16 protein-coding genes are annotated in these 21,497 nt (G+C 70.1%); 9 read left to right on the top strand and 7 right to left on the bottom strand.

Annotated features, from left to right (window positions below):
- The 3 genes from G6N48_RS17910 (at position 1) to G6N48_RS17900 (ending at position 4,019) form a co-directional block, all read left to right on the top strand.
- On the top strand, positions 1 to 1,041 hold the full coding sequence (locus tag G6N48_RS17910) for a L,D-transpeptidase (RefSeq protein ID WP_085270341.1): 1,041 nt from the start codon (positions 1 to 3) through the stop codon (positions 1,039 to 1,041).
- 130 nt (positions 1,042 to 1,171) lie between these two features.
- The gene (locus G6N48_RS17905) at positions 1,172 to 1,780 is read left to right on the top strand and encodes a TetR/AcrR family transcriptional regulator (RefSeq protein ID WP_085270342.1); all 609 of its coding nucleotides are present in this window, start codon (positions 1,172 to 1,174) and stop codon (positions 1,778 to 1,780) included.
- Positions 1,770 to 4,019, top strand: a complete 2,250-nt coding sequence (locus tag G6N48_RS17900; RefSeq protein ID WP_085270343.1) for a molybdopterin-dependent oxidoreductase — start codon at positions 1,770 to 1,772, stop codon at positions 4,017 to 4,019. Before G6N48_RS17905 ends, G6N48_RS17900 begins: the two co-directional genes overlap by 11 nt.
- Here G6N48_RS17900 and G6N48_RS17895 read toward each other — a convergent pair.
- Positions 4,003 to 5,979 (bottom strand): M13 family metallopeptidase, encoded by a 1,977-nt coding sequence (locus G6N48_RS17895; protein ID WP_085270344.1) that lies wholly within the window; start codon positions 5,977 to 5,979, stop codon positions 4,003 to 4,005. The two genes, G6N48_RS17900 and G6N48_RS17895, sit on opposite strands and share 17 nt — an antisense overlap.
- Before the next feature lie 41 nt (positions 5,980 to 6,020).
- Between G6N48_RS17895 and G6N48_RS17890 the strand changes: the two genes are divergently transcribed.
- Positions 6,021 to 6,665 carry a hypothetical protein gene (locus G6N48_RS17890; RefSeq protein ID WP_085270345.1) on the top strand — a complete coding sequence of 215 codons (645 nt, stop codon included), beginning with the start codon at positions 6,021 to 6,023 and terminating at the stop codon, positions 6,663 to 6,665.
- Entirely contained in the window at positions 6,662 to 7,345 is a 684-nt protein-coding gene (locus tag G6N48_RS17885) for a hypothetical protein (RefSeq protein ID WP_085270346.1), read from the top strand. The genes G6N48_RS17890 and G6N48_RS17885 overlap by 4 nt, the downstream gene beginning before the upstream one ends.
- Here G6N48_RS17885 and G6N48_RS17880 read toward each other — a convergent pair whose 3' ends face one another.
- On the bottom strand, positions 7,346 to 7,873 hold the full coding sequence (locus G6N48_RS17880; RefSeq protein WP_085270347.1) for a transcriptional regulator: 528 nt from the start codon (positions 7,871 to 7,873) through the stop codon (positions 7,346 to 7,348). It abuts the gene before it with no gap.
- Positions 7,870 to 10,899, bottom strand: coding sequence for an MMPL family transporter (locus G6N48_RS17875; protein WP_085270348.1), 3,030 nt, complete (start codon positions 10,897 to 10,899; stop codon positions 7,870 to 7,872). The genes G6N48_RS17880 and G6N48_RS17875 overlap by 4 nt, the downstream gene beginning before the upstream one ends.
- Positions 10,900 to 11,240: 341 nt before the next feature.
- Between G6N48_RS17875 and G6N48_RS17870 the strand changes: the two genes are divergently transcribed.
- Complete coding sequence (locus G6N48_RS17870) at positions 11,241 to 11,741, top strand: hemophore (protein WP_085270349.1); 501 nt, start codon at positions 11,241 to 11,243, stop codon at positions 11,739 to 11,741.
- Here the strand turns inward: G6N48_RS17870 and G6N48_RS17865 are convergent.
- Positions 11,738 to 12,880: a lysylphosphatidylglycerol synthase transmembrane domain-containing protein gene (locus G6N48_RS17865; RefSeq protein ID WP_085270350.1), complete on the bottom strand. Its 1,143-nt coding sequence runs from the start codon at positions 12,878 to 12,880 to the stop codon at positions 11,738 to 11,740. The genes G6N48_RS17870 and G6N48_RS17865 overlap by 4 nt on opposite strands.
- Positions 12,881 to 13,028: 148 nt before the next feature.
- Between G6N48_RS17865 and G6N48_RS17860 the strand changes: the two genes are divergently transcribed.
- Positions 13,029 to 14,171 (top strand): AI-2E family transporter, encoded by a 1,143-nt coding sequence (locus G6N48_RS17860; protein WP_085270351.1) that lies wholly within the window; start codon positions 13,029 to 13,031, stop codon positions 14,169 to 14,171.
- Positions 14,172 to 14,183: 12 nt separating this feature from the next.
- Here the strand turns inward: G6N48_RS17860 and G6N48_RS17855 are convergent, their stop codons facing one another.
- From G6N48_RS17855 to trmB, 3 genes are all read right to left on the bottom strand, one after another.
- On the bottom strand, positions 14,184 to 17,063 hold the full coding sequence (locus tag G6N48_RS17855) for an MMPL family transporter (RefSeq protein WP_163670869.1): 2,880 nt from the start codon (positions 17,061 to 17,063) through the stop codon (positions 14,184 to 14,186).
- A gap of 61 nt (positions 17,064 to 17,124) precedes the next feature.
- Entirely contained in the window at positions 17,125 to 17,802 is a 678-nt protein-coding gene (locus tag G6N48_RS17850; protein WP_372511389.1) for a PIN domain-containing protein, read from the bottom strand.
- A gap of 53 nt (positions 17,803 to 17,855) precedes the next feature.
- Positions 17,856 to 18,647 carry a tRNA (guanosine(46)-N7)-methyltransferase TrmB gene (gene trmB / locus G6N48_RS17845; protein ID WP_179969885.1) on the bottom strand — a complete coding sequence of 264 codons (792 nt, stop codon included), beginning with the start codon at positions 18,645 to 18,647 and terminating at the stop codon, positions 17,856 to 17,858.
- Between the two features lie 152 nt (positions 18,648 to 18,799).
- Here trmB and G6N48_RS17840 point away from each other — a divergent pair, with 152 nt between their 5' ends.
- Together G6N48_RS17840 and G6N48_RS17835 are read left to right on the top strand one after the other, a co-directional pair.
- Complete coding sequence (locus G6N48_RS17840) at positions 18,800 to 19,882, top strand: hypothetical protein (protein ID WP_085271400.1); 1,083 nt, start codon at positions 18,800 to 18,802, stop codon at positions 19,880 to 19,882.
- Between the two features lie 41 nt (positions 19,883 to 19,923).
- Positions 19,924 to 21,390: a hypothetical protein gene (locus G6N48_RS17835; RefSeq protein ID WP_139825989.1), complete on the top strand. Its 1,467-nt coding sequence runs from the start codon at positions 19,924 to 19,926 to the stop codon at positions 21,388 to 21,390.
- The last annotated feature ends 107 nt before the right edge of the window (positions 21,391 to 21,497 follow it).

Genomic DNA, 21,497 nt, shown 5'->3' with positions numbered 1-21,497 from the left:
ATGTCGGGCCGGACGAGAGCGAACATTTTCGCGGCTCTGAAGACAGCCGGATTGGCCTCGGTGGGGGTGCCCGTCCTGGCCGCTGGACTGGTGCTCGGCGCCGGCACCGCGCTGGCCGACCCCGATCCTGCCCCCGGCGATCCGGGTCTGGTGGCCGCGCCCGCCGGCCCGCCCGCGCCGCCGCCCCTGCTGCCGCCGCCTCCCGACCCGCTGGCGCCACCGCCGCCACCGGGGCTGCCGCCGCTGCCCGGGCTGCCGCCCAACCCGCTCGCGCAACCGGTCTACACCGGACCTGCCGACGGGCAGAACCCGACGCCCTTCACCGGCGTGGCCCCCTTCGGCCCGCCGAACTTCGTCCCGGCGAACGGCGCCACGGTCGGGGTGGCTCAGCCGATCATCATCAACTTCCCGGGAACGGTCGAAGACGCCGGCGCGGCGATCAATGCCGTGCACGTCTCGTCGGTTCCGGCGGTGCCCGGAAAGTTCTACTGGATGACCCCGACCCAGCTGCGCTGGCGCCCGCTGAGCTTCTGGCCCGCGCACACCGCGGTGACCGTCGACGCCGGCGGCACCGTGTCCAGCTTTCAGACCGGCGACACCCTGATCGCCACGGCCGACGACGCCACCCACCAGCTGACCATCACCCGCAACGGCACCGTGGAGAAGACCTTCCCGATGTCGATGGGTATGACGGCCGGCAACCACCAGACGCCCAACGGCACGTATTACGTGCAGGACAAGAAAGCCTCGGTGGTGATGGACTCCTCGACCTACGGGGTTCCGGTCAACTCGGCCTGGGGCTACAAGGTGACGGTGGAGGACGCCGTCCGCTTCGACAACGTCGGCGACTACGTGCACAGCGCGCCGTGGTCGGTCGACGACCAGGGCAAGCGCGACGTCAGTCACGGGTGCATCAACATCAGCCCCAGCAACGCGAAGTGGTTCTTCGACAATTTCGGTCCGGGCGACCCGATCATCGTGAAGAACTCCGGTGGCGGCGACTACAAGAAGAACGACGGCTCCAGCGACTGGCTGAACTAGTTGTTCTGATTCCCTCGCCGCCACGATGGTGCGCAAAATGCCATCTGTTGCGGCGTGTCTTTGTACATGCGCGCTCGTCGGAATTTCGGGGGCTGGTCCGGCGGTGCGGGTTATGTATAGCATCATATATATGCGAAGCCCCCGTGAGCGGATGGTGATGTCCACGGCGCTGTTGATCCGGGAACGGGGCGCCCACGCCACCGCCATCTCCGACGTGCTTTCGCACAGCGGTGCGCCGCGCGGGTCGGCGTACCACTACTTTCCGGGTGGGCGCACCCAATTGCTCTGCGAGGCGGTCGATTACGCCGGCGAGCACGTCGCGGCGGTCATCACCGCGGCCGATGGGAGCCTGCCGCTGCTGGACACCCTGTTCGAGAAGTACCGCCGGCAGCTGCTCGACAGCGATTTCCGGGCGGGCTGCCCGGTCGTCGCGGTTTCCGTCGAGGCGGGAGACGAGGACGACCGCGAGCGGATGTCCCCGGTGATCGAGCGCGCGAATGCGGCGTTCGACCGCTGGTCGGACCTGATCGCCCAGCGGTTCGTCGCCGACGGGATACCGCGGGAGGGGGCCGATGAACTCGCCCTGCTGGCGACCAGCGCCATCGAGGGCGCGATCGTGCTGGCCCGCGTGCGCCGCGACCTGGCGCCGCTGGACGCCGTCCACCGCCGGCTGCGCGAGATGCTTTCGGCCCTGATATCGGGCGGGGCACACGGAAAGGGCCACCGAGATGACCAGTGAATGGCAGTCCACCGCCTGCATCCTCTGTGAGTGCAACTGCGGCATCGTCGTCCAGGTCGAGGATCGCCGGCTGGCACGCATCCGGGGCGACAAGGCGCATCCGGCGTCGCAGGGCTACACATGCAACAAGGCGCTGCGGCTGGACCACTACCAGAACAACCGCGGCCGCATCACCTCGCCGCTGCGCCGGCGCGCCGACGGCAGCTACGAGGAGATCGACTGGGACACCGCGATCGTCGAGATCGCCGAGGGCTTCCAGCGCATCCGCGACGCCTACGGGGGCGACAAGATCTTCTATTACGGCGGCGGCGGGCAGGGCAACCACCTCGGCGGCGCCTACAGCGGCGCGTTCCTGAAGGCGCTCGGCTCGCGCTACCGTTCAAACGCCTTGGCGCAGGAGAAGACCGGCGAGGCCTGGGTCGACGCGCAGCTCTACGGCGGCCACACCCGGGGTGAGTTCGAGCACGCCGAGGTGGCGGTGTTCGTCGGCAAGAACCCGTGGATGTCGCAGAGCTTCCCGCGCGCCCGCGTGGTGCTCAACGACATCGCCAAGGATCCGGCCCGGTCGATGATCGTCGTCGACCCCGTGGTCACCGACACTGCAAAGATGGCGGACTTTCACCTTCGGGTCCGCCCCGGCACCGACGCGTGGTGCCTGGCCGCGCTGGCCGCGGTGCTCGTTCAGGAAAACCTCTGCGACGAAGCCTTTCTCGCGGCCCATGTGCACGGCTCCGACACCGTGCGCGCCGCGCTGCGCGAGGTTCCGGTCGCCGACTACGCGCAACGGTGCGGGGTCGACGAAGAGCTGTTGCGCGCATCGGCGCGCCGCATCGGCGCGGCCGGCAGCGTCGCGGTGTTCGAGGACCTCGGCGTCCAGCAGGCGCCCAACAGCACCCTGTGCTCCTATCTGAACAAGATGCTGTGGATCCTCACCGGCAACTTTGCGAAAAAGGGCGGCCAGCACCTACATTCGTCGTTCGCGCCGCTGTTCGGCCAGGTGTCGGGCCGCACGCCGGTCACCGGCGCTCCCGTCATCGCCGGGCTGATCCCCAGCAACGTGGTGCCCGAGGAGATCCTGACCGACCACCCGGACCGCTTCCGGGCCATGATCGTCGAGAGCAGCAATCCCGCACACTCGCTCGCCAATTCGGCGGCCTGCCGCGAGGCGTTCGAAGCGCTGGAGCTCATGGTGGTGATCGACGTCGCGATGACCGAGACCGCCAGGCTGGCGCACTACGTGCTGCCCGCCGCGTCCCAGTACGAGAAGCCCGAGGCCACGTTCTTCAATTTCGAGTTCCCCGCCAACGCTTTTCAGCTGCGCCGCCCGTTGCTCGAGCCGCTGCCGGGAACGCTGCCCGAACCAGAGATCTGGGCGCGGCTGGTGCGGGCCCTGGGCGTCGTCGGGGACGCGGACCTGCGGCCGCTGCGTGAGGCGGCCGCACGCGGCCGGCAGGCCTACACCGAGGCGTTCCTCGCCGCGATGGGCGGCAACCCGACCGTGGCCCGGCTGCTCCCTTACGTGCTCTACGAGACCCTCGGGCCCACCCTGCCCGACGGCCTGCGCGGTACGGCCGCCCTGTGGGGCCTCGCGCAGAAGACGGCGCTGACCTACCCGGACGCCGTGCGCCGCGCCGGCCATGCCGACGGCAACGCCCTGTTCGACGCCCTCCTCGAGGGACCCTCCGCGGTGACGTTCACCGTGCACGATTACGAGGACGACTTCGCGCTGATCGGCCACGCCGACCGCAAGATCGCGCTGGAAATCCCCGAAATGCTGTCCGAGCTGGCGGCTTTGGAGGCCGCCCCGCCGCGACTGACCACCGCGGACTTCCCGGTCGTGCTGTCGGTGGGGGAGCGGCGCGCCTATACCGCCAACGACATCTTCCGCGACCCGTCCTGGCGCAAGCGCGACGCGGACGGCGCGCTGCGGGTCAGCGTCGAGGACGCCCAGGACCTCGGGCTGGTCGACGGAAGCCGCGTGCGCATCAGCACCGCGGCCGGCAGCGCCGAGGCCGTCGTCGAGATCACCGAGACCATGCTCGCCGGACATGCGGCCCTGCCCAACGGTTTCGGGCTCGACTATGTCGACGACGAGGGCAGCACCGTGGTCCCCGGCGTCGCCCCGAACGTGCTCACCTCCACCGAGTGGCGCGACCCCTACGCCGGCACGCCGTGGCACAAGCACGTGCCCGCCCGCATCGAGCTCGTCGGCGCCCGACCCGTCAGTTCCAGATCCTGACCCTGCTTCGCGGCTCCAGGAACAGGGCGTCGGCTTCGCCCACCTCGAACGCGTCGTAGAAAGCGTCCATGTTGCGGATCACGCCGTTGCACCGGAACTCCGGCGGCGAATGCGGATCCACCGCCAGGCGCCGGATCGCTTCGGCCTCACGCGATTTGGTCCGCCACACCTGGGCCCAGCCGTAGAAGACGCGCTGCACGCCGGTGAGGCCGTCGATCACCGGCGCGGGCTCCCCGCCCAGCGACAGCTGGTAGGCCAGCAGCGCGATGGACAGCCCGCCCAGGTCGCCGATGTTCTCACCGACGGTGAACGCGCCGTTGACGTGGTGCCCGCCGTCCAGGCCCCGCGGTGTGTACGCTTCGTACTGCTCGATGAGCGCCTTGGTGCGCGCGCCGAACTCGGTGCGGTCGGAGTCGGTCCACCAGTCGACCAGGTTGCCGTCGCCGTCGTACTTGGCGCCCTGGTCGTCGAAGCCGTGCCCGATCTCGTGGCCGATCACCGCGCCGATCCCACCGTAGTTGGCGGCGTCGTCGGCCTGCGCGTCGAAGAACGGTGGCTGCAGAATGGCCGCCGGAAAGACGATTTCGTTCATCCCCGGGTTGTAGTAGGCGTTGACGGTCTGCGGCGTCATGAACCACTCGTCCTTGTCGACCGGGCCACCGAGCTTGGCCACCTCCCGGTCGTGGTTGACGGCATACCCGCGCCGGTAGTTCCCATAGAGGTCGTGGCGGTCGATCACCAGCGCGGAGTAGTCGCGCCACTTCGCCGGATACCCGACCTTGGCGGTGAACTTGTCCAGCTTGGCCAGTGCGCGCTCGCGGGTCTGCGGCGTCATCCAGTCCAGCTCGTTGATGGACATGCGGTACGCGGCCAGCAGATTGTCGACCAGCGTGTCGATGCGGGCCTTGGCGTCGGGTGGGAAATGCCTTTGCACGTACAGCTTTCCGACGGCGTCACCCATCAGTCCCTCCACCAGGGACACCGCTCGCTTCCAGCGGTCGCGGATCTGCTCCGCGCCGGTGAGCCGGCGGCCGAAGAACTCGAAGTCCGCGGCGACGACCTCGTCGGTCAGCCAGGCGGCGCGGGCACGGATCAGTCGCCAACGCGCCCACGCCTTCCAGTCGTCGAAATCCTCGCCGGCCCACAGACCGGCGAACGCGGTCAGGTAATCCGGTTGTCGGACAACGACTTCGGCGAGGTGCTCGGGGGTGCTGCCCAGCGCCGACACCCACCCGGGCCAGTCGAAGCCGGCCCCCTCGGCCTGCAGCTGGGCGAAGGTGCGCAGGTTGTAGGTCAGATCGGCGTCGCGGCGCTTCACCACATCCCAGTGCGCGGCGGCCAGTTTGGTCTCCAGCGCGACGATGCGCGCCGCGGTCTCGGCGTGCTCGCCGCCGTAGACCAGCCCGAACATCCGGGCGATGTGTGCGGGGTAGGCGGCCAGCACCTCGGCGTGCTGCGGGTCGCGGTAGTAGGACTCGTCGGGCAGCCCGAGCCCGGACTGGCTGACGTGCACGAGGTAGCGGGCGGAGTCCTTGGCGTCGGTGTCGACGTAGATCGTCACGCCGCCTCCCACCCCGGTGCGCTGCAGGCCGCCCAGCACGGCCGCCAGGGCGTCGCGGTCGGCGGCCTCGTCGATCGTGGCCAGCTCGTCGTGTAGCGGCTGCAGGCCGCGTCGTTCGACTGCCTGTTCGTCCATGAAGCTCGCGTAGAGGTCGCCGATGCGCGCAGCGTCGCTGCCCGGGGCCGCCCCCGCCTCACCGGCTTCGGCGATCAGGTCGCGCACCTGCTCTTCGGCGCGGTCGTACAGCAGCCGGAAGGCGCCGTCGGTCGCCCGGTCGGCAGGTATCTCGTATTCGGTCAGCCAGCGGCCGTTGACATGGCCGAACAGGTCGTCCTGCGGGCGGGTGCTTGCGTCGACATAGCTCAGGTCGATGCCCGAGCGGATGGTCTCTACCGTCACCCCGCCATCCTTCCATCTTTCCCGGGTGCGACGATCGGGCCATGGCAGACGGCGAGCGCTCCGAGACGGCGACCGAGGCCGAATCCGCAGGCAACGAGGACGACTCCACGTCGGTGCAGGAGGCGGCGACAGGCAGGGTCTTCTCCGGCTACGGCGTCGCATCGACGTTTCTGGGCGCCCTGTCGGCTGCCGCGGTGGTGCTCGTTGCCGTCATCTGGTCCGGGCATCGCGACGAGGTCGCCGAACGCGGGTATCTGACCCGCGTCATGCAGACCGCAGCCGATTGGGCCGGGGTGCTGATCAACATGAACAGCACCAACATCGACACCAGCCTGCAGCGGCTGCACGACGGCACCGTCGGGGAGCTAAACGCCGACTTCGACGCCGCCGTGCAGCCCTACCGGCAGGTGGTGCAGAAGCTGCAGTCGCAGAGCGTCGGGCAGATCGAGGCGGTGGCCCTCGAGACGGTGCGCCGCGACCTGGATTCCCAGCCCGGTGTCTCGCGACCGGTCGTGACCACGAAGTTGCCGGCATTCGCCAGCCGCACCGATTCGGTGATGCTGGTCGCGGTGTCGGTCAGCCAGAACGCGGGTGCCAAGCCGACGACGGTGCACTGGAATCTGCGGCTCGACGTCTCTGACGTGGACGGCAAGCTGATGATCTCCGGGCTGGGGTCGATCAAGTGAGGAATGTCTGGCGGCTCTTCGCGTTCGACATCGCGGCCCCGCTGGCCGCGGTGGCCGCGCTGGCGATGATCGGATACATCCTCGCCTGGCCGCTGTGGTGGGTGTCGGTGTGCTCGGTGCTGATCCTGCTGATCGTCGAGGGCGTCGCGGTCAACCTGTGGTTGCTGCGCCGCGATTCGGTGAGCGTCGGCACCGACGACGACGCCCCCGGGCTGCGCCTGGCGGTCGTCTTCCTGTGCGCGGCGGCGCTGGTGGCGGCGGTGCTGACCGGTTACACGCACTGGACCACCGCCGACCGCGACTTCAAGGCGGATTCCGGGCGTGTGGTGCAGGTCGCCACGGGTATGGCCGAGGCGATGGCGTCGTTCACGCCTGCCGACCCGGGCGGCTCCCTCGACCGGGCCGCGGCGATGATGGTGCCCGAGCAGGCGGACGCGTTCAAAGAGCAGTATCAGAAGACCAGCGCCGAACTGGCCCAGCACAACATCACCGCACAAGCGGCGACGCTGGCGGCCGGGATCGAGGCCATCGGGCCGTCGGCGGCCAGTGTGGCGGTGATCTTGCGGGTGACCCAGTCCGCGCCGGGACAGCCGGCAAGTCAGGCGGCCCCCGCGCTGCGGGTGACGCTGGTCAAACGCGGCGCCGGCTGGCTGGTGTCGAACGTCCTGCCGATGCGCTGATCAGTTGGATTCGGCCGAACGCGCCGACTTCACCTTGACGAACCGGTCGGAGAGCCGCCGCATCCGGATCATCAGCGCGGCCGGCGGGCTGATGGTCGCGTCCAAATAGGCGGCGAGCTCGGCGATGGGCACTCCGATACGCGAGGCGAATTCCGGTTCGCCCAGGCCGGATCGGTCGATCAGGACCCGCACGTGGCGGGCCACCTCGGCGCGTTCGTTGGCTTCCAAGTGGGTGCGGGCCCGCTCCAGCACCTCCCACATCGCCTTGGCGATGCCGTAGGGCCGGGCGCCCTCGAGAACTTCTTCGACCTGACGGGCGGTGCGGCCGTAAGGGTCTCGTTTGAGCGCGGCGGCGATGCGCTTCCAGGTCTCGATGTCGCCGCCCTGCAGCGCGGACCGGATGTCGGACGTGGGCCAGAACTCGACCGGCTGTTCGGGGTCCGCGGGGGAGTCACCGGCGGGCCCGTTCTGCTCAACCGCCGGCCGCTGGGGCGGCGATGCGGGGCGTCGGTCGGGTGCCAACGTCACCTCGCCTCCTCCAGCATCGCCACGGCCACCGACAGGCAGCGCTCCCTGATCTCCTCCCAGTCCGACGCGTCGCCGGCTGTGGACTCCGTGTCGCCATTGAGACCGGATGGGAAATCGGAAGGGTCTGGATCGGCGAGTCGACGCACCAACTCGGTGGCGATCCACTGCCGCCTCGATGACTGACAACAGTAATACCTGTCCATGCCCGCCAGCACCACCGCGGCGGTGTGAGGCTCCAGAGTGCCGACCATATCGGCGAAATCGGCGTAATCGCGCCGACTGTTACGGCACATGATCAGGTAACCCTTGAGCCGCAGGGCCTCCGCGCCGGTCGGCACCTGCAGTCGGTCCCCGGTGGGCAGCTGCACATGGGTCGTCTCCACGGGGCTGCTGCGTTCGTATTCCGCGGCCGCGCCGCCGGCCTGTCCGGTTGTCCGGCTCGTTTCCAGCGCGTCGAGGGCCACCGACAGCCGCCCCCGCCACAGGGTGACCGGATGCACCGGCCGGTCCATCCCGGCGATCGCGCGGGCGATGCCGTTGCGCGTCGCCAGGGTGCCGGCCCGCTTCTTGGCCCCCGAGTGGCCCCGTTGGTCGCCGTTGGTGCCGGCGCTCACGTCTGTCGCGGGATCCTCGTCGAGGCTGACCTGGTGGGGGATCTGCCCGGGCCCCAGGCCTCGCGGCTGGTCGGGTCGGTTGCCGTTGCGCCCGCACCCGGAGAAGGCCAGCGGGTCGGCCACGCAGACGGCGTCGGGCGCCAGGTGCTTGAGCTTGGCAGCGGACTTGATCACCATGCGCAGGTCCGCGGTGGGCGCGACGGGAGCCGAGATGTCGTCGGGGATGACCACCACGTCGGCGAGGTCCACCGCGGGCAGCGGCTTGTCGAAGTCGACCGACGGCAGGATCCGGGACAGCCACGAGGGCAGCCACCAGTTCCACTGGGCGAACATCGCCATCAGGGCGGGCACCAGGACGAGCCTGACCACGGTCGCGTCGACCGCGATCGCGACGGCGCAGGCCACCCCGATCTCGGCGACCAGTGGCATGCCGGCGAACGCGAAGCCGATGAATACCGCGATCATGATCAGAGCGGCGCTGGTGATCGTGCGGGCGCTGGTGCTCACGCCGTACGCGACGGCGTCGCGCGTGTTCCCGGAGTGCAGGAAGCGCTCCCGGATGCGAGTCAGCAGGAAGATCTCGTAGTCCATCGACAACCCGAAGGTCATCGCCAGCACCAGGGGAGGGACCGTGCTGTCGATCGAACTGATCTGTGCGAAGCCGAGGTCCTTGAGCCAGCCCCACTGGAACACCATCACCAGGCTGCCGTAGGCGGCCGCGACCGACAGCAGGGTCATCAGCACGCCCTTGAGTGCCAGGAACACCGAGTGGATCGAGACCAGCAGCATCACGAACGCGATCAGCGCGACGAAGCCCAGCACCAGCGGCTCGGTCTGCGACACCCGGTCGTCGAAGTCCTTGATCAGCGCGGTGGGGCCGCCGACGTCCACCCGCGCCGTCCCTGCGTCGGGAATCTTGGGCAGCTGGCTGCGCAACCAGCCGACGGTCTGGCGGGCGCCCATGTCCTCGGGGTCCACCGACAGCACCGCGGACAGCAGCGCGCTGCCGTTGTCCTCGGCGAACTGCGGCGGCGTCACCGAAACGATGTTGGGGGCCTGGGCGATCCGCTGACGGATCGCGTTGATGGTCTGGGTGTGTTCGGGTGAGGCGGCCCCGCCGTCGGGGAACGTGACCAGCACGCGCACCGGGCCCAGCGCGCCCGGCCCGAGCGCCTGGCCGGCGGCCGCCACCCCGGCGCGGATCTCGTGCGACGAGTCGAACTGGCGCAGCAGGCTGTTGCCCAGCACCATCGACGACGCGGGAACGGCGATGGCGAGCAGGACGGTCGACGCCGCCACCGCCGATATCCACGGCCGGCGCATCACCGACCCGATCCAGCGGTTCCAGAACCGCGACTGGGTGCTCTCCGGCCGGCGCGACCAGTGCAGCAGCGCCGACCGCTTGGCGGCGGCCCGGCCGAACGTCGCCAGCGCGGCGGGGGTCAGCGTCGTCGACGTCAGCATCGCCACCGCGACGGCCAGGATCGCCCCGGTGGCCATCGATTTCAGCGCGGGCGTGTTGATGACGTAGATCCCGGTGAGCGAGGCGATGACGGTCATCCCGGACAGCACCACGGCCAGCCCCGAGGTGGCCATCGCGGCGTCGACGGCCTCGCGCGGCTCGCGGCCGGTGCGCAACTCCTCGCGGAAGCGCATCAGGATGAACAGCGAATAGTCGACGGCGAGCGCGATCCCGAACATCGAGACCGTCGAGGTGACGAACACCGACATGGTGGTGTAGGCGGACAGGAAATAGACCAGGCCCATGGTCACCACGACCGTGCAGACGCCCAGGGCCAGCGGGATCGCCGCGGCCGCCAGCGAACCGAACACCGCCAGCAATACGATCAGGATGATCGGCAGGTTCCAGCGCTCCGCGGCGGCGATGTCGTGTTTGGTGTTCTGCGCCGCGGCGGCGGACAGGGCGCCCTGCCCGATGACGTACAGCCGGACCCGGTCGTTCGCGGTGTGCCCCGGCTGATCGCCCCTGACGCCGACCTTCGTGCGCAGCTGCTTGGCGACGTCACTGGTGTTGCGGGAGTCCAGCCGCAGGGACAGGACGTAGGGGCGGTCCGGCTGGGGCGGTCGCTGGGTGGGGTTCGGCACCTCGGTGATGCCGGGGAACTCGCCCGCGATCTGCCGCAGCTCGGCGACCGCGTCGTTCATGTCGGAGTAGCTCGCATCCGGACGGGGGGCCGCCACCAACGCCAGCGACGACGCCCCCTGGTCGTGGTAGAGCTCCTCGAGCTGATCGTGGACGACGAGCGACTGTGAGCCGGCGACCTCGAAGCCGCCGCCGGTGAGGTTGCCGGACTGCGTCAGCGCCATGTACACCGCCGGCACCAATGCCAACAACCAGCCTGTGAAGACCAACCAGCGGTACTTACGCAGGCTGCGGCTCAGGCGCATCATCAACTGCTGGATTTCCGCACTCCCCGGGTCTCGCGCAACGCGTGCAGGCGACGATACCGCAGCACGCTGTGGATTAGTTTGGCTTACCGTGGTTCCTGAGCTGCGACGACGCCGACGTTGCCAAGACGCAGCCAAGTCGTTGCCAACCGGTGACCTGGCGGGATCTCGATCACACCGCCCGCTTCGGCCTGGCTGCGGACGGACCGGGGTGGCAGGATGTCGCATGGCCTGGAGGGCCTGAACTTCCAATGGGGGGGGATCGGCGGCGATAGCTGCGCCGTCCATAGCGGTGGTTTCGGGGGGATTCCCGAACGGCTCACGCGAATTCGAAGGAGTCACACATGACCAAAGGCAATGCGGACGGCCGTCGCAGGCTTGTCGCCGGGCTGGTCGCGACCGCGTTGCCCGGCGCCGCACTCGCCGTCGCGGCCGGGCCGCCGGCTACCGGGGCCCCTGACCCGTGCGCGGCCAGCGAAGTCGCCCGGACCATCGGTTCGGTCTCCAAGTCCATGGGTGACTACCTGGACTCCCACCCACAGACCAACCAGACGATGACGACGATGCTGCAGCAGCAGGCGGGCCCGCAGTCGCTGACGGGGCTGAAGTCGTACTTCGAGGCCAATCCCAAGGTCGCCGGCGACATGACGTCGATCGCGCAGCCCCTGTCCAACCTGTCGTTGCAGTGCAAGCTGCCGATCTCGCCCACCCAGGCGATGGGCATGATGCAGCAGGCCCAGAGCGCGGCGGGCGGCCTGCCCGGCGGCCCGGCGGCGAGCGCCCCGGTTCCGCCCGCGGCGGGCGGCCCGCTCGCGGGCCCGTCGCGGCAGAACTCGGTCGGCTAACCGGCCTCCGTCCTCGGATCGGGCGGTAGGGGGCCCTGCAGGGCGCCGTCGGTCTGGTCGAAGCGCGGCAGCGGGCCGGTGATCGGGTCGTCGTCCGAGTCGGCGGCATTCTCGGTGCGAAACACGAAGAAGAACACGACCCAGCCGACGGCAGCGATCAGGAGCCAGCTGATCAGCCGGTAGATCAGCATCGCCGAGATGGCGCTCGGCAGCGACATGCCACTCGAGACCAATCCGGGCACCAGCACCGCCTCGACCACCAGCAACCCGCCGGGCATCAGCGGTATCGTGCCGACCGCACGGGCGGCCGCGTAGGCGACGGTCAGCCCGGCCACCGAGGCGTGGTCACCGGCTGCGTAGGCGGCGAACCCCAGGCAGGCGACGTCCGCGATCCAGTTGAACATCGACCAACTGAACGCCACGCCCAGGTCACGCCTGCCCAGGCTGACCGATTCGAGCTGCGTGAGCGTCTCGCGCCACTTGTCCAGACCGGCCTCGGCGGGCCTGCCCCGGACCGAGTTGACCCACGACAGCACCCGGCAGCCGATCCCGTCGATCAGCTCCGGCCGCGACGCCACCGCCTGCGCGAGGAGCAGCAGCGCGACGAAGCCGCCGAGCGTGAACAGCAGCGAGAACGGGTTGTTCTTCGCGCCGAGCAGGAAGGCCCCACCCAGGCCCAGCAGCGCCAGCCCCACGGCCTGCAGCACGCCCGACATCACCAGCTGCCACGACGCCACCACCGTCGACGCGCCCCAAATCCGTTGTTGCCGTAGCAGAAAGGTGGCCGAAAGCACCGGTCCGCCGGGCAGCGTGGTGCTCAGCGAATTGGCCGCGTAGAAGGCGGCCTCCGATCGCAGCTGCCGGACGTGCACCCCCGCGGACCTCAGCAGGGTCCGCTGAATCTGGGCGAAGCTGTGCATCGAGGCCGCCGCCGCCGCCACCGAGGCCAACAACCACCACCAGTTGGCCTCGTACAGACTCGTCCAGGCCTTCGCCAGCTGAGCCCAGCCCAGGGAGATCTCGACGGCAAGCACGATCGCGACGATGCCGAGCACGAACCAGCGCACCCACCAGTACTTGCCACGCGACGTCTCTTCGCGTGGGAGGTCGAGCTTGCGGGCGGGTGCGCCGTATGACACGTCGTTCAGGGTAACGGTGCAGGTGGCGAAGCCGGCGCGACGCGACGCCGACCGTGTCGTCGTCGTAACCGGATCGTGCCGGCCGGCGCGGGCGGGGCCTGCGCCCGCGTCACGTTTGGCGGACCGTTGCTGCGGATAGGCTGGCGAAATGTCGGCAAACCTCGATGACGCCTCGGTCGAACCGCTGGTCCGCAAGACCGCCGCCTGGGCCTGGCGTTTGCTCGTCATCTTGGCCGCGTTCCTGGCGTTGACATGGATCCTGGGCAAGCTCGAGGTCATCGTCGTCCCCGTGCTGGTGGCGCTGCTGATCAGCGCGTTGCTGGTGCCGGTCGTCGACTGGCTGGACCGGCGCGGGCTGCCCCGCGGCCCGGCGGTGACGCTGGTGCTGCTGGCCGGGTTCGCGGTGCTCGGCGGCATCCTCGCGTTCGTCATCAACCAGTTCATCGACGGCCTGCCCGGTCTGACCGAACAGGTGACCCGCAGCATCGAGTCCACCCGCCGGTGGCTGATCCACGGACCGGCGCACCTGCGCAGCGAACAGATCGACAGCGCCGGCAACGCCGCCATCGACGCGCTGCGCAACAACCAGGCCAAGCTGACCAGCGGCGCGCTGTCGACCGCGGCCACCCTCACCGAATTGGTGACCGCCGCCGTACTGGTGCTGTTCACACTGATCTTCTTCCTGTACGGCGGGCGCAATATCTGGCAGTACGTCGTGAAGATCGTCCCGGCGGGCGTCCGCGAACGGGTGCTCGACGCCGGGCGTGCCGGTTACGGATCGCTGATCGGATACGTGCGCGCCACCTTCCTGGTGGCTCTGACCGACGCTGCCGGTGTCGGCACGGGCCTGGCGATCATGAACATCCCGCTCGCGCTGCCGCTGGCGTCGCTGGTCTTCCTCGGCGCCTTCATCCCGTTGGTCGGCGCGGTGATCGCCGGGTTCCTGGCCGTCGTGGTGGCCCTGCTCGCGAAGGGTTTCGTCTACGCGCTGATCACTCTCGGGGTGCTGGTGGCGGTGAACCAGCTCGAGGCGCACCTGCTGCAGCCGCTGGTGATGGGCCGGGCGGTCTCGATCCATCCGCTCGGGGTGGTGCTGGCCATCTCGACCGGAGGCGTCCTGGCCGGCATCGTCGGGGCGCTGCTGGCGGTCCCCACCGTCGCGTTCCTCAACAACGCGATCCAGGTGCTGCTGGCCCCGGACCCGGCGGCGGAGGCCGAGAAGCAAGTCGAAGAGGCGGACGAGACCGGGTCCATCCTGCAAGCCGAACCGGATACGCCCGAGTCCGGCTGACGCGGTGCCGCCCTAGAGCCGTCCCTCGCGGCGCAGCAGGTCCTGGGCGCTCAGGCCCCCGCCGGCGCGGCGCCGCTGACGCGGGTCGCCGCCGTTGTCGCCCTGCGCGGGCGCGTTCATCTTCTCCGTGGCGGCCTCGGAGTCGCCGCCACCGGGCCGGCGGGCCGGGAAGGCGGCGGTCGGGTCGGCCGGGTCGCCGCCGTTGTCGTCGGGCTGCTTGCTGCCGGGCACCGGCATCGCCCGGGTCTCGCCGTCGGAGGGCGGGGGCGGCGGGTTGGGCGCGGTCGGCCGCGCCGGGGCCGGGGGAGCCGATTCCGCTGGGCCGCGCGACTCGGCGGGCCGTTCGCGGCCGGGTGCCGTGAACCGGGTCGTCTTGGCTTCGGTCGGCTCGCTGGGCCGCGCCGGGATGCGGGTGGTGCTCGCCGCGGAACCCGACGGCTCCGGCGCGGGCGGACCCGGCTGCGGGCCGGGCCGCGACGGCCCCGGCGCCCCGGGATGCGTCGGATCGTGCGGCGGACGCGGCCCGGCCGCCACCAGGGCCGCGGCCGCGACGGGAGGCCGGGCGGGACGTCCGTTCAGCGTCGGCCGCTTGCGCTCGTCGGGCAGGTCGATCTCGCCGAGCCCGATCTTGTTCTGCAGGCGCCGCGCCCAGCGGGGGGCCCACCAGCAGTCGTCGCCGAGCAACTTCATCACCGAGGGCACCAGGAACATCCGCACCACGGTCGCGTCCAGCAGCAGCGCCGCCATCAGCCCGAAGGCCAGGTATTTCATCAGCACCAGGTCGGAGAACACGAACGAACCGGCGACGACCGCCAGCACCAGCGCCGCGGCGGTGATCAGTCGCCCGGTGGTCGCGGTGCCGATCCGGATGGCCTCCGCGGTCGACATGCCGCGTTCGCGCGCTTCGACCATGCGGGACACCAGGAACACCTCGTAGTCGGTGGCCAGACCGAAGCCGACCGCGACGACCAGCGCGATCACCACCACCATCAGCGGGGTCGGCGTGAAATTCAGCCACGTCGACAAATGCCCGTCGACGAAGATCCACGTGAGGATTCCCATCGTGGACCCCAGCGTCAGCGCGCTCATCAGCACGGCCTTGATCGGCAACACGAAGGACCCGAACGCCAGGAACATCAACAGCATGGTGGCGCTGAGCAACAGGACCAGCATCAGCGGAGCTTTATCGAAGAGGCTGTGGATGCTGTCCTGCTCGAGCGCCGGTGTGCCGCCGACCAGAAGGGTGAGGCCCTTCGGTGGGGTGATGGAGCGCAGTTCGGCGAGCTTCTTGGCGGCGTCGTTGTTGTTGACCAGGCCGTTCTGGATCACCCGGACCGTGTCGTCCTTCGGCACCGTCGTCCCGTTGGGGCCGTTGACGCAAGGGTTGCCGGCGATCATCGGGCACGGACGTTCCTGCCAGGTCTTGTCGGTGAACCCGCTGATCGACGCGAGCCGGTTGCGGATGTCTGCGACCTGCTGGTCGGTGACCTTGCTGTGGTTGGTGCTCTGGATCACCATCGTCAGCTGTTCGGTGCGGTAACCGGGGAAGAGCTTGTCGAAGTGCTCCTGCGCCAGGCGCACGGAGTTGTTGGGGGGCAGGTACTTCTCGCTCATGCCGCCGAACGACAGGTTGCCCAGCGGGATGACCAGCAAGATCATGCCGACGGCGATGGGGATGGCGAAGGCCAGCGGCCGCTTCATCACCCAGTTGACGAGCTTGCCCCAGAAACCGGCCTCGACCTCTTCGCGCGTCTTGGTCTTCTGCAGCCGGTCGGCGAGCCAGTTGAGATAGGCCCGCGAGTACTTCCAGTTCCGCAGGAACGGAACGCGGAAGGCGGTCCGGACGCCCAACGCGTCGACGTGGCGGCCGAGTATGCCCAGGCAGGCGGGCAGGAACGTGATCGACAGCAGGGCCGCGAGGCCCACCGCGGCGAAGATGGCGTACGTCAGCGAGTGCACGAAGCCCTGCGGCAACACCAGCAGGCTGGCGCTCGACGCGATGATCAGCACCGCGGAGAACGCCACGGTGCGACCGGCCGTCATCACCGTCCGCCGCACGGCGGCCTCCGTGTCGTAGCCCTCGGCGATCTCCTCCCGGAACCGGCTCACCACGAAGAGGCCGTAGTCGATGGCGATGCCGAGCCCGATCAGCGAGACCACCGGCTGGGCGAAGAAGTGCACCGGCCCGAAGACGGCGACCAGCCGCAGGATGCCCAGCGAGCCCGCGATGCTCAGGCCGCCCACGATGGCCGGCAGGCCCGCGGCCACCGCGCCGCCGAACACCAGGAACAGCACCACCGCCACCAGCGGCACCGCCAGCACCTCCATGCGGCGCTGGTCGGTCGCGATGGTGCCGGTCAGCGCGTTGGCGATCGGCTCCAGGCCGGCCAGTTGCACGGTGCCGCCATCGAGCTTCTGCAGGTCCGGCGCGATGGCCTTGTAGTTGTTCAGGATGCTGTCGTCGTCGTCGCCCTTGAGGGGGATGGACACGAAGGTGTGCTTCTTGTCTTCGCTGACCATGCCCTTGATCACCGGGTTCGTACTGGTCGGTGCGGCCAGCCAGCCGGCCCATCCGACGACCTGGTCCGGGTGGTCGGTCTTGAACTTGTTGAGCTCGGCGACGACCTTGTCCCGCCACGCCGTGTCGTCGACTGTCTGGCCGCTGGGTGCGGTGAAGGTCGCCACGATGTGGCTGGTGCGGTCGCGACCGTACGTGTTGTCGCCCAGGACCGAGGCCTTGACCGACTGGCTGCCGTCGTCGTAGAAGCCGCTCTGCGTGACATGCTTTCCCAGGCTCACCCCGAAAGCGCCGCCCAGCAGGCACAGAGCCACCGTCACCCCGATAACGATGTACCGGTAGCGGTACACAGTTCGACCCCACCAGGCGAACACGTGAGCTCCTTACTGGATCTGTAGCGACCCGCGCTGCGTCTTTTCGGTTTTCGAGCCAGTGTCACACACGCGAGGTCAACAGCGCGGACAGCGGCCGGAACGGCTGCAGCCACGCGCCCTGGTCAGGCAGCGAATCCAGGCCGATTCGCGGCAACGGTTCCCGGAAGACGCCGGCGATGTCCTCCAGGTCGACGAAGTCCAAGACATCCGACGCTAGCGCCCAACTCGCATGTTCGCGAAATCCGATGACCTGAACCGGGATGCCGTCGCCGACGTCGGTGCGCGCGATGTCCTCCAGCGGCTGGCGAAACGCCTGGCCGTCGGCGGAGGCCACGACCAGGGCGGCCAGCCCCTCGTTACGCCGAAGTTCGATGTGGGCGAGCATGTCGCGGTCGACGTCGCTGTCCTCGTCGATCTTCGGCTTGGCGAAGACGGCGAATCCCACGTTGCGCAGCGCGTCCACCCAGGGGCGGACCACGTCGGCGCTGCCGGGGGCGATGTTGGTGAAGACGGTGGCCTCGGGCTCGATCACCACGCCCGGGCGAGCGGCGCTGACCTCGGCCGTGCGGGCCAGCAGCCAGCGGCCGAGGGCGTCGAAACGCGGGCGCTCCAACGCAGTGGGGCGACGGCCCAGGATCGACCCGAGGCCCATGTCGAGGTTGGGCGCGTCCCACACCAGCAGCACGCGCCCGCCCGACGGCGTGAAATTGCCCAGCGCCCCGCCCCCGCCGCCGGACATCACTGCCGGCGGCGCCAACGGTTCCGCGGCCGCCGCGGACTCTTCGGTCAGGCTCATGGGGATCGCTTCCAGACGAATTCGTTCACTGCGCTACCCGCCTGGTGGGCTTTGCTCTCGTATTTAGTAGTGGGGCGGACGACGGAGATCGGCAGATCGGTGCCGGGATCGACGCGCCCCAGCCGCGGTTCGGCGTCGCCGACCTCGGCGATCTGCTCGGCGTACCCGGGGTGATCCGTCGCGGCGTGCAGGACACCACCCGGGAGTAACCGGTCGGCAATCAAACCAACCGTGGCCGGTTGCAGGAACCGGCGTTTGTGGTGCCGCGCTTTCGGCCAGGGATCGGGGAAGAAGACGCGAACCCCCGTCAGCGATCCCGGCGCGATGAGGTGCTGCAGCACGTCGAGGGCGTTGCCGCGGATCAACCGGATGTTGCCGACCCCCTCGCGCTCGATGCCGCAGAGCAACTGGGCCAGGCCGCGCCGGTAGATCTCGACCGCCACGACGTCGATTCCGGGCTCCTGCCGTGCCATCGCCAAGGTCGATACGCCGCTGCCGCAACCGATTTCGAGCACCAGTGGCGCCCGCCGGCCGAACCACGCGTCGGTGTCCAGCGGTGTGGCGGGACGGTCGGTCGCCTCGCCGGGCGCCGACGGTAGCGACAACCCCAGTTCCGGCCATAGGCGCTCCCAGGTGCGGCGCTGCGCATCGGAGAGGGCGGAACGCCGCGAGCGGAAGCTGGTCGCGGGGAGGGGACGCTGCTCACGGAGGCCCCCATCCTGTGGCCCCGGTGTGTCGGGAGAGATCCCCACCCCGGGTTGCGCGTGCATTTGTCCATGGTGGCCCATGAACCCCCGATGTAGCCGCCCCTGGTCCGGATTGATACCCAACAGTTGCTTTCGCCTGGTAACTCATAGACGGTGGCTCGCATATCCGTGACTCAGGTGCCACCATTCGGTGGAACCGATGCGTCGCCTGGCAACCCGATCCAGGGCAGAACGTGAAAGGACAGGGGCACCGCATTTTCGTCGACGAATTGGCGCGATTCGCCGCCGAGCATCCAAACCCACGCGTGACGGCGATCGCCGAGCGAGCCGCCGCACCCCTGCGTGTGGCCGTCGGCGGCCGCCGAGGCGTGGGCCGCAGCACGGTGGCGCGGGCCCTGGACCGGGCCGCGGGCGCCTCATGGATCGCGGTGACCGGCGGCCCTGCACCCGGCGCTGACGCCGTCGTCGACGTCGTCGTTCACGTCGTCGCGGAGGTGGCCAAGCCGGAAGACGTCGCGGCGATCGCCGCCGCCGGGCGCCCGGTGGTGGCGGTGCTCAACAAGGCCGACCTCGCCGGCGACCTGTCGGGCCGTGGGGGTGACGGGCCGATGGCGGTGGCGCGGGCGCGCTGCGCGGAGCTCTCGCCGCTCGTGCAGGCGCCCGTGACGCCGATGATCGGCCTGCTCGCGGTGGCGGCCCTCGACGAGCTGGACGGCACGCTGTGGGACGCGCTGCGGGTCCTGGCCGCCGACCCTGCCGGCGCCACGTGCGTCGACGACGGGTTCGCGGGCTTCCTGGCGGCCGACAACGCACTGCCCGTGGCGCTGCGGCTGCGCCTGCTCGACACCCTGGACCTGTTCGGCATCGCGGTGGGGATCGCGGCGGCTCGGCAGGGCAGGACGATGTCGCAGGTCCGCGCCCTGCTGCGCCGGGTCAGCGGCGTCGACGACGTCCTCGCCGGGCTCGCCGCCGCCGGCGCCGAGGCGCGCTACCAGCGCGTGCTCGAGGCCGTCGCGGAGCTCGAAGCGCTGGCGGTGCATGACGAGAGCATCACCGCGTTCCTGTCCCGCGACGACACGGTGATCGCCCGGATGGCCGCCGCCGTCGATCTCGCCGAGGCGGCGGGCCTGGACGCCGGGCCCGCCGAATCCGACCGCCACGATCCGGCGGGGCACCTGCCCAGGGCGGCCCGGTGGCAGCGCTACAGCCGGGCCTCGGTGAGCGATCTGCACCGCGCCTGCGGCGCCGACATCGCCAGGGGTTCGCTGCGGCTGTGGTCGCAGGCCTGCGGTTCGCTGCCCGGAGACTCGTGGTGAACGGCGACGCGGGCGACGACCCGGCCGCCGCGGTGGACGCGATGGTGGCCGGGGTCGGCCCGCGGCTTGACCCGCCCACCAGCCAGCGGCGCGACGTGGTACTGGTGACCGGGCCGTGGATGGCGGGCGTCAGCGCCGTGGCCGCGGCGCTGCACGAGCGGCTGCCGCAACACAAATTCATCGAGTCGGCGGACATGGGACCCGGTGATGCGCCCATGGCGGTGGTGTTCGTCGTCTCCGCGGCGTCACACCTCACCGAATCGGACTGCGCCCTGCTGGACGCCGCCGCCGAGCACACCGATGCGGTGATCGGGGTGGTCTCGAAGATCGACGTGCACCGCGGCTGGCGCGACGTGGTCGCGGCCAACCGCGACGCGCTGACCGCCCACGCGCCCCGCTACGCCGGCGTGCCGTGGGTGGGCGCGGCGGCCCTGCCCGACCTCGGCGACCCGGACGTCGACGACCTGGTGGAAGCGGTCTCGAGCCGGCTCGCCGACCCCGACCTGGCCAAACGAAACAGGTTGCGTACCTGGGAATCCCGGCTTCAGGCGGCGATGCGGCGCTTCGATCGCGACGTGGACGGCGCCGGCCGCCGCGCGCGGGTCGACGCGCTGCGCGACGCACGCAGCACCGCGCTGCGCGAGCGCCGCCAAGCCAGAACGGAGCGCACCGTCACGCTGCGCGGCCAGGTGCAGCAGGCCCGCGTCCAGCTGTCGTACTTCGCGCGCAACCGCTGCTCCTCGGTGCGCACCGAATTACAGGAGGACGTGGGCGGCCTGCCCCGGCGCGCGATGCCCGACTTCGAGACGCGCACGCGGGGCCGGCTGGACGAGGTGGTCGCCGAGGTCAGCGCCGGGACCGACGCCCAACTGGCCGACGTCGCGCAGCTGATGGGCGTGTCCTTGCCGCTGCCGGCCGACCAGGGGGGAGGGGACAAGCTGCCGACGGTCGACCTCGCCCCGCCGCCCCTGAAATCACGGCGGCAGGAAACCTGGCTGTTGGCGCTACTGGGTGCCGGTTTCGGGCTCGGGGTCGCGCTGACGCTGGGGCGGTTCGTCAGCGGCCTGGCCTCGCGCCTGGGTCCCGGCCTGGCCGCTGCCGGGGCGGCGGCGTGCGTCGTGATCGGCCTGGCGGCGACCTTCGCGGTGGTCAACATCCGCGGGCTGCTGCGCGACCGGGCGCTGCTGGACCGCTGGGTCGCCGAGGCAACCTCGTCGCTGCAGTCGGTGGTGGAGGAATTGGTGGCCACCCGGGTGCTGGTCGCCGAGTCGCTGCTGACCACCGCGGTGATGGCCCGGGAGGAGGCGGAGAACACCCAGGTGGCCGACCAGGTCAGCGGGATAGACAGCGAGCTCCGCGAGCACGCCATCGCCGGGGCCCGCGCCGCGGCGATGCGCGACCGCGAGATGCCGGCCGTCACCGCAGCGTTGAACGCCGTGCGTGAGGAACTGGGCGAACCGGGTATTCCTGACGAATCCCCGGCATCGGAAGCCGACGCGGACGCCTGAGGAAAACCGGCTTCGAGGTGCCAAGATGACGATTTTCGGCGAGTTTCTGAATCGTTGTTGTGAGAAGGCTTATACCCGGCCGAGGCTTCCCCGACAAGTGGATCACG

Origin of the sequence: Mycobacterium parmense (assembly GCF_010730575.1) — a bacterium.
GTDB classification, from domain to species: Bacteria; Actinomycetota; Actinomycetes; order Mycobacteriales; family Mycobacteriaceae; genus Mycobacterium; species Mycobacterium parmense.
This window is presented reverse-complemented; position numbering and strand designations above follow the sequence as displayed.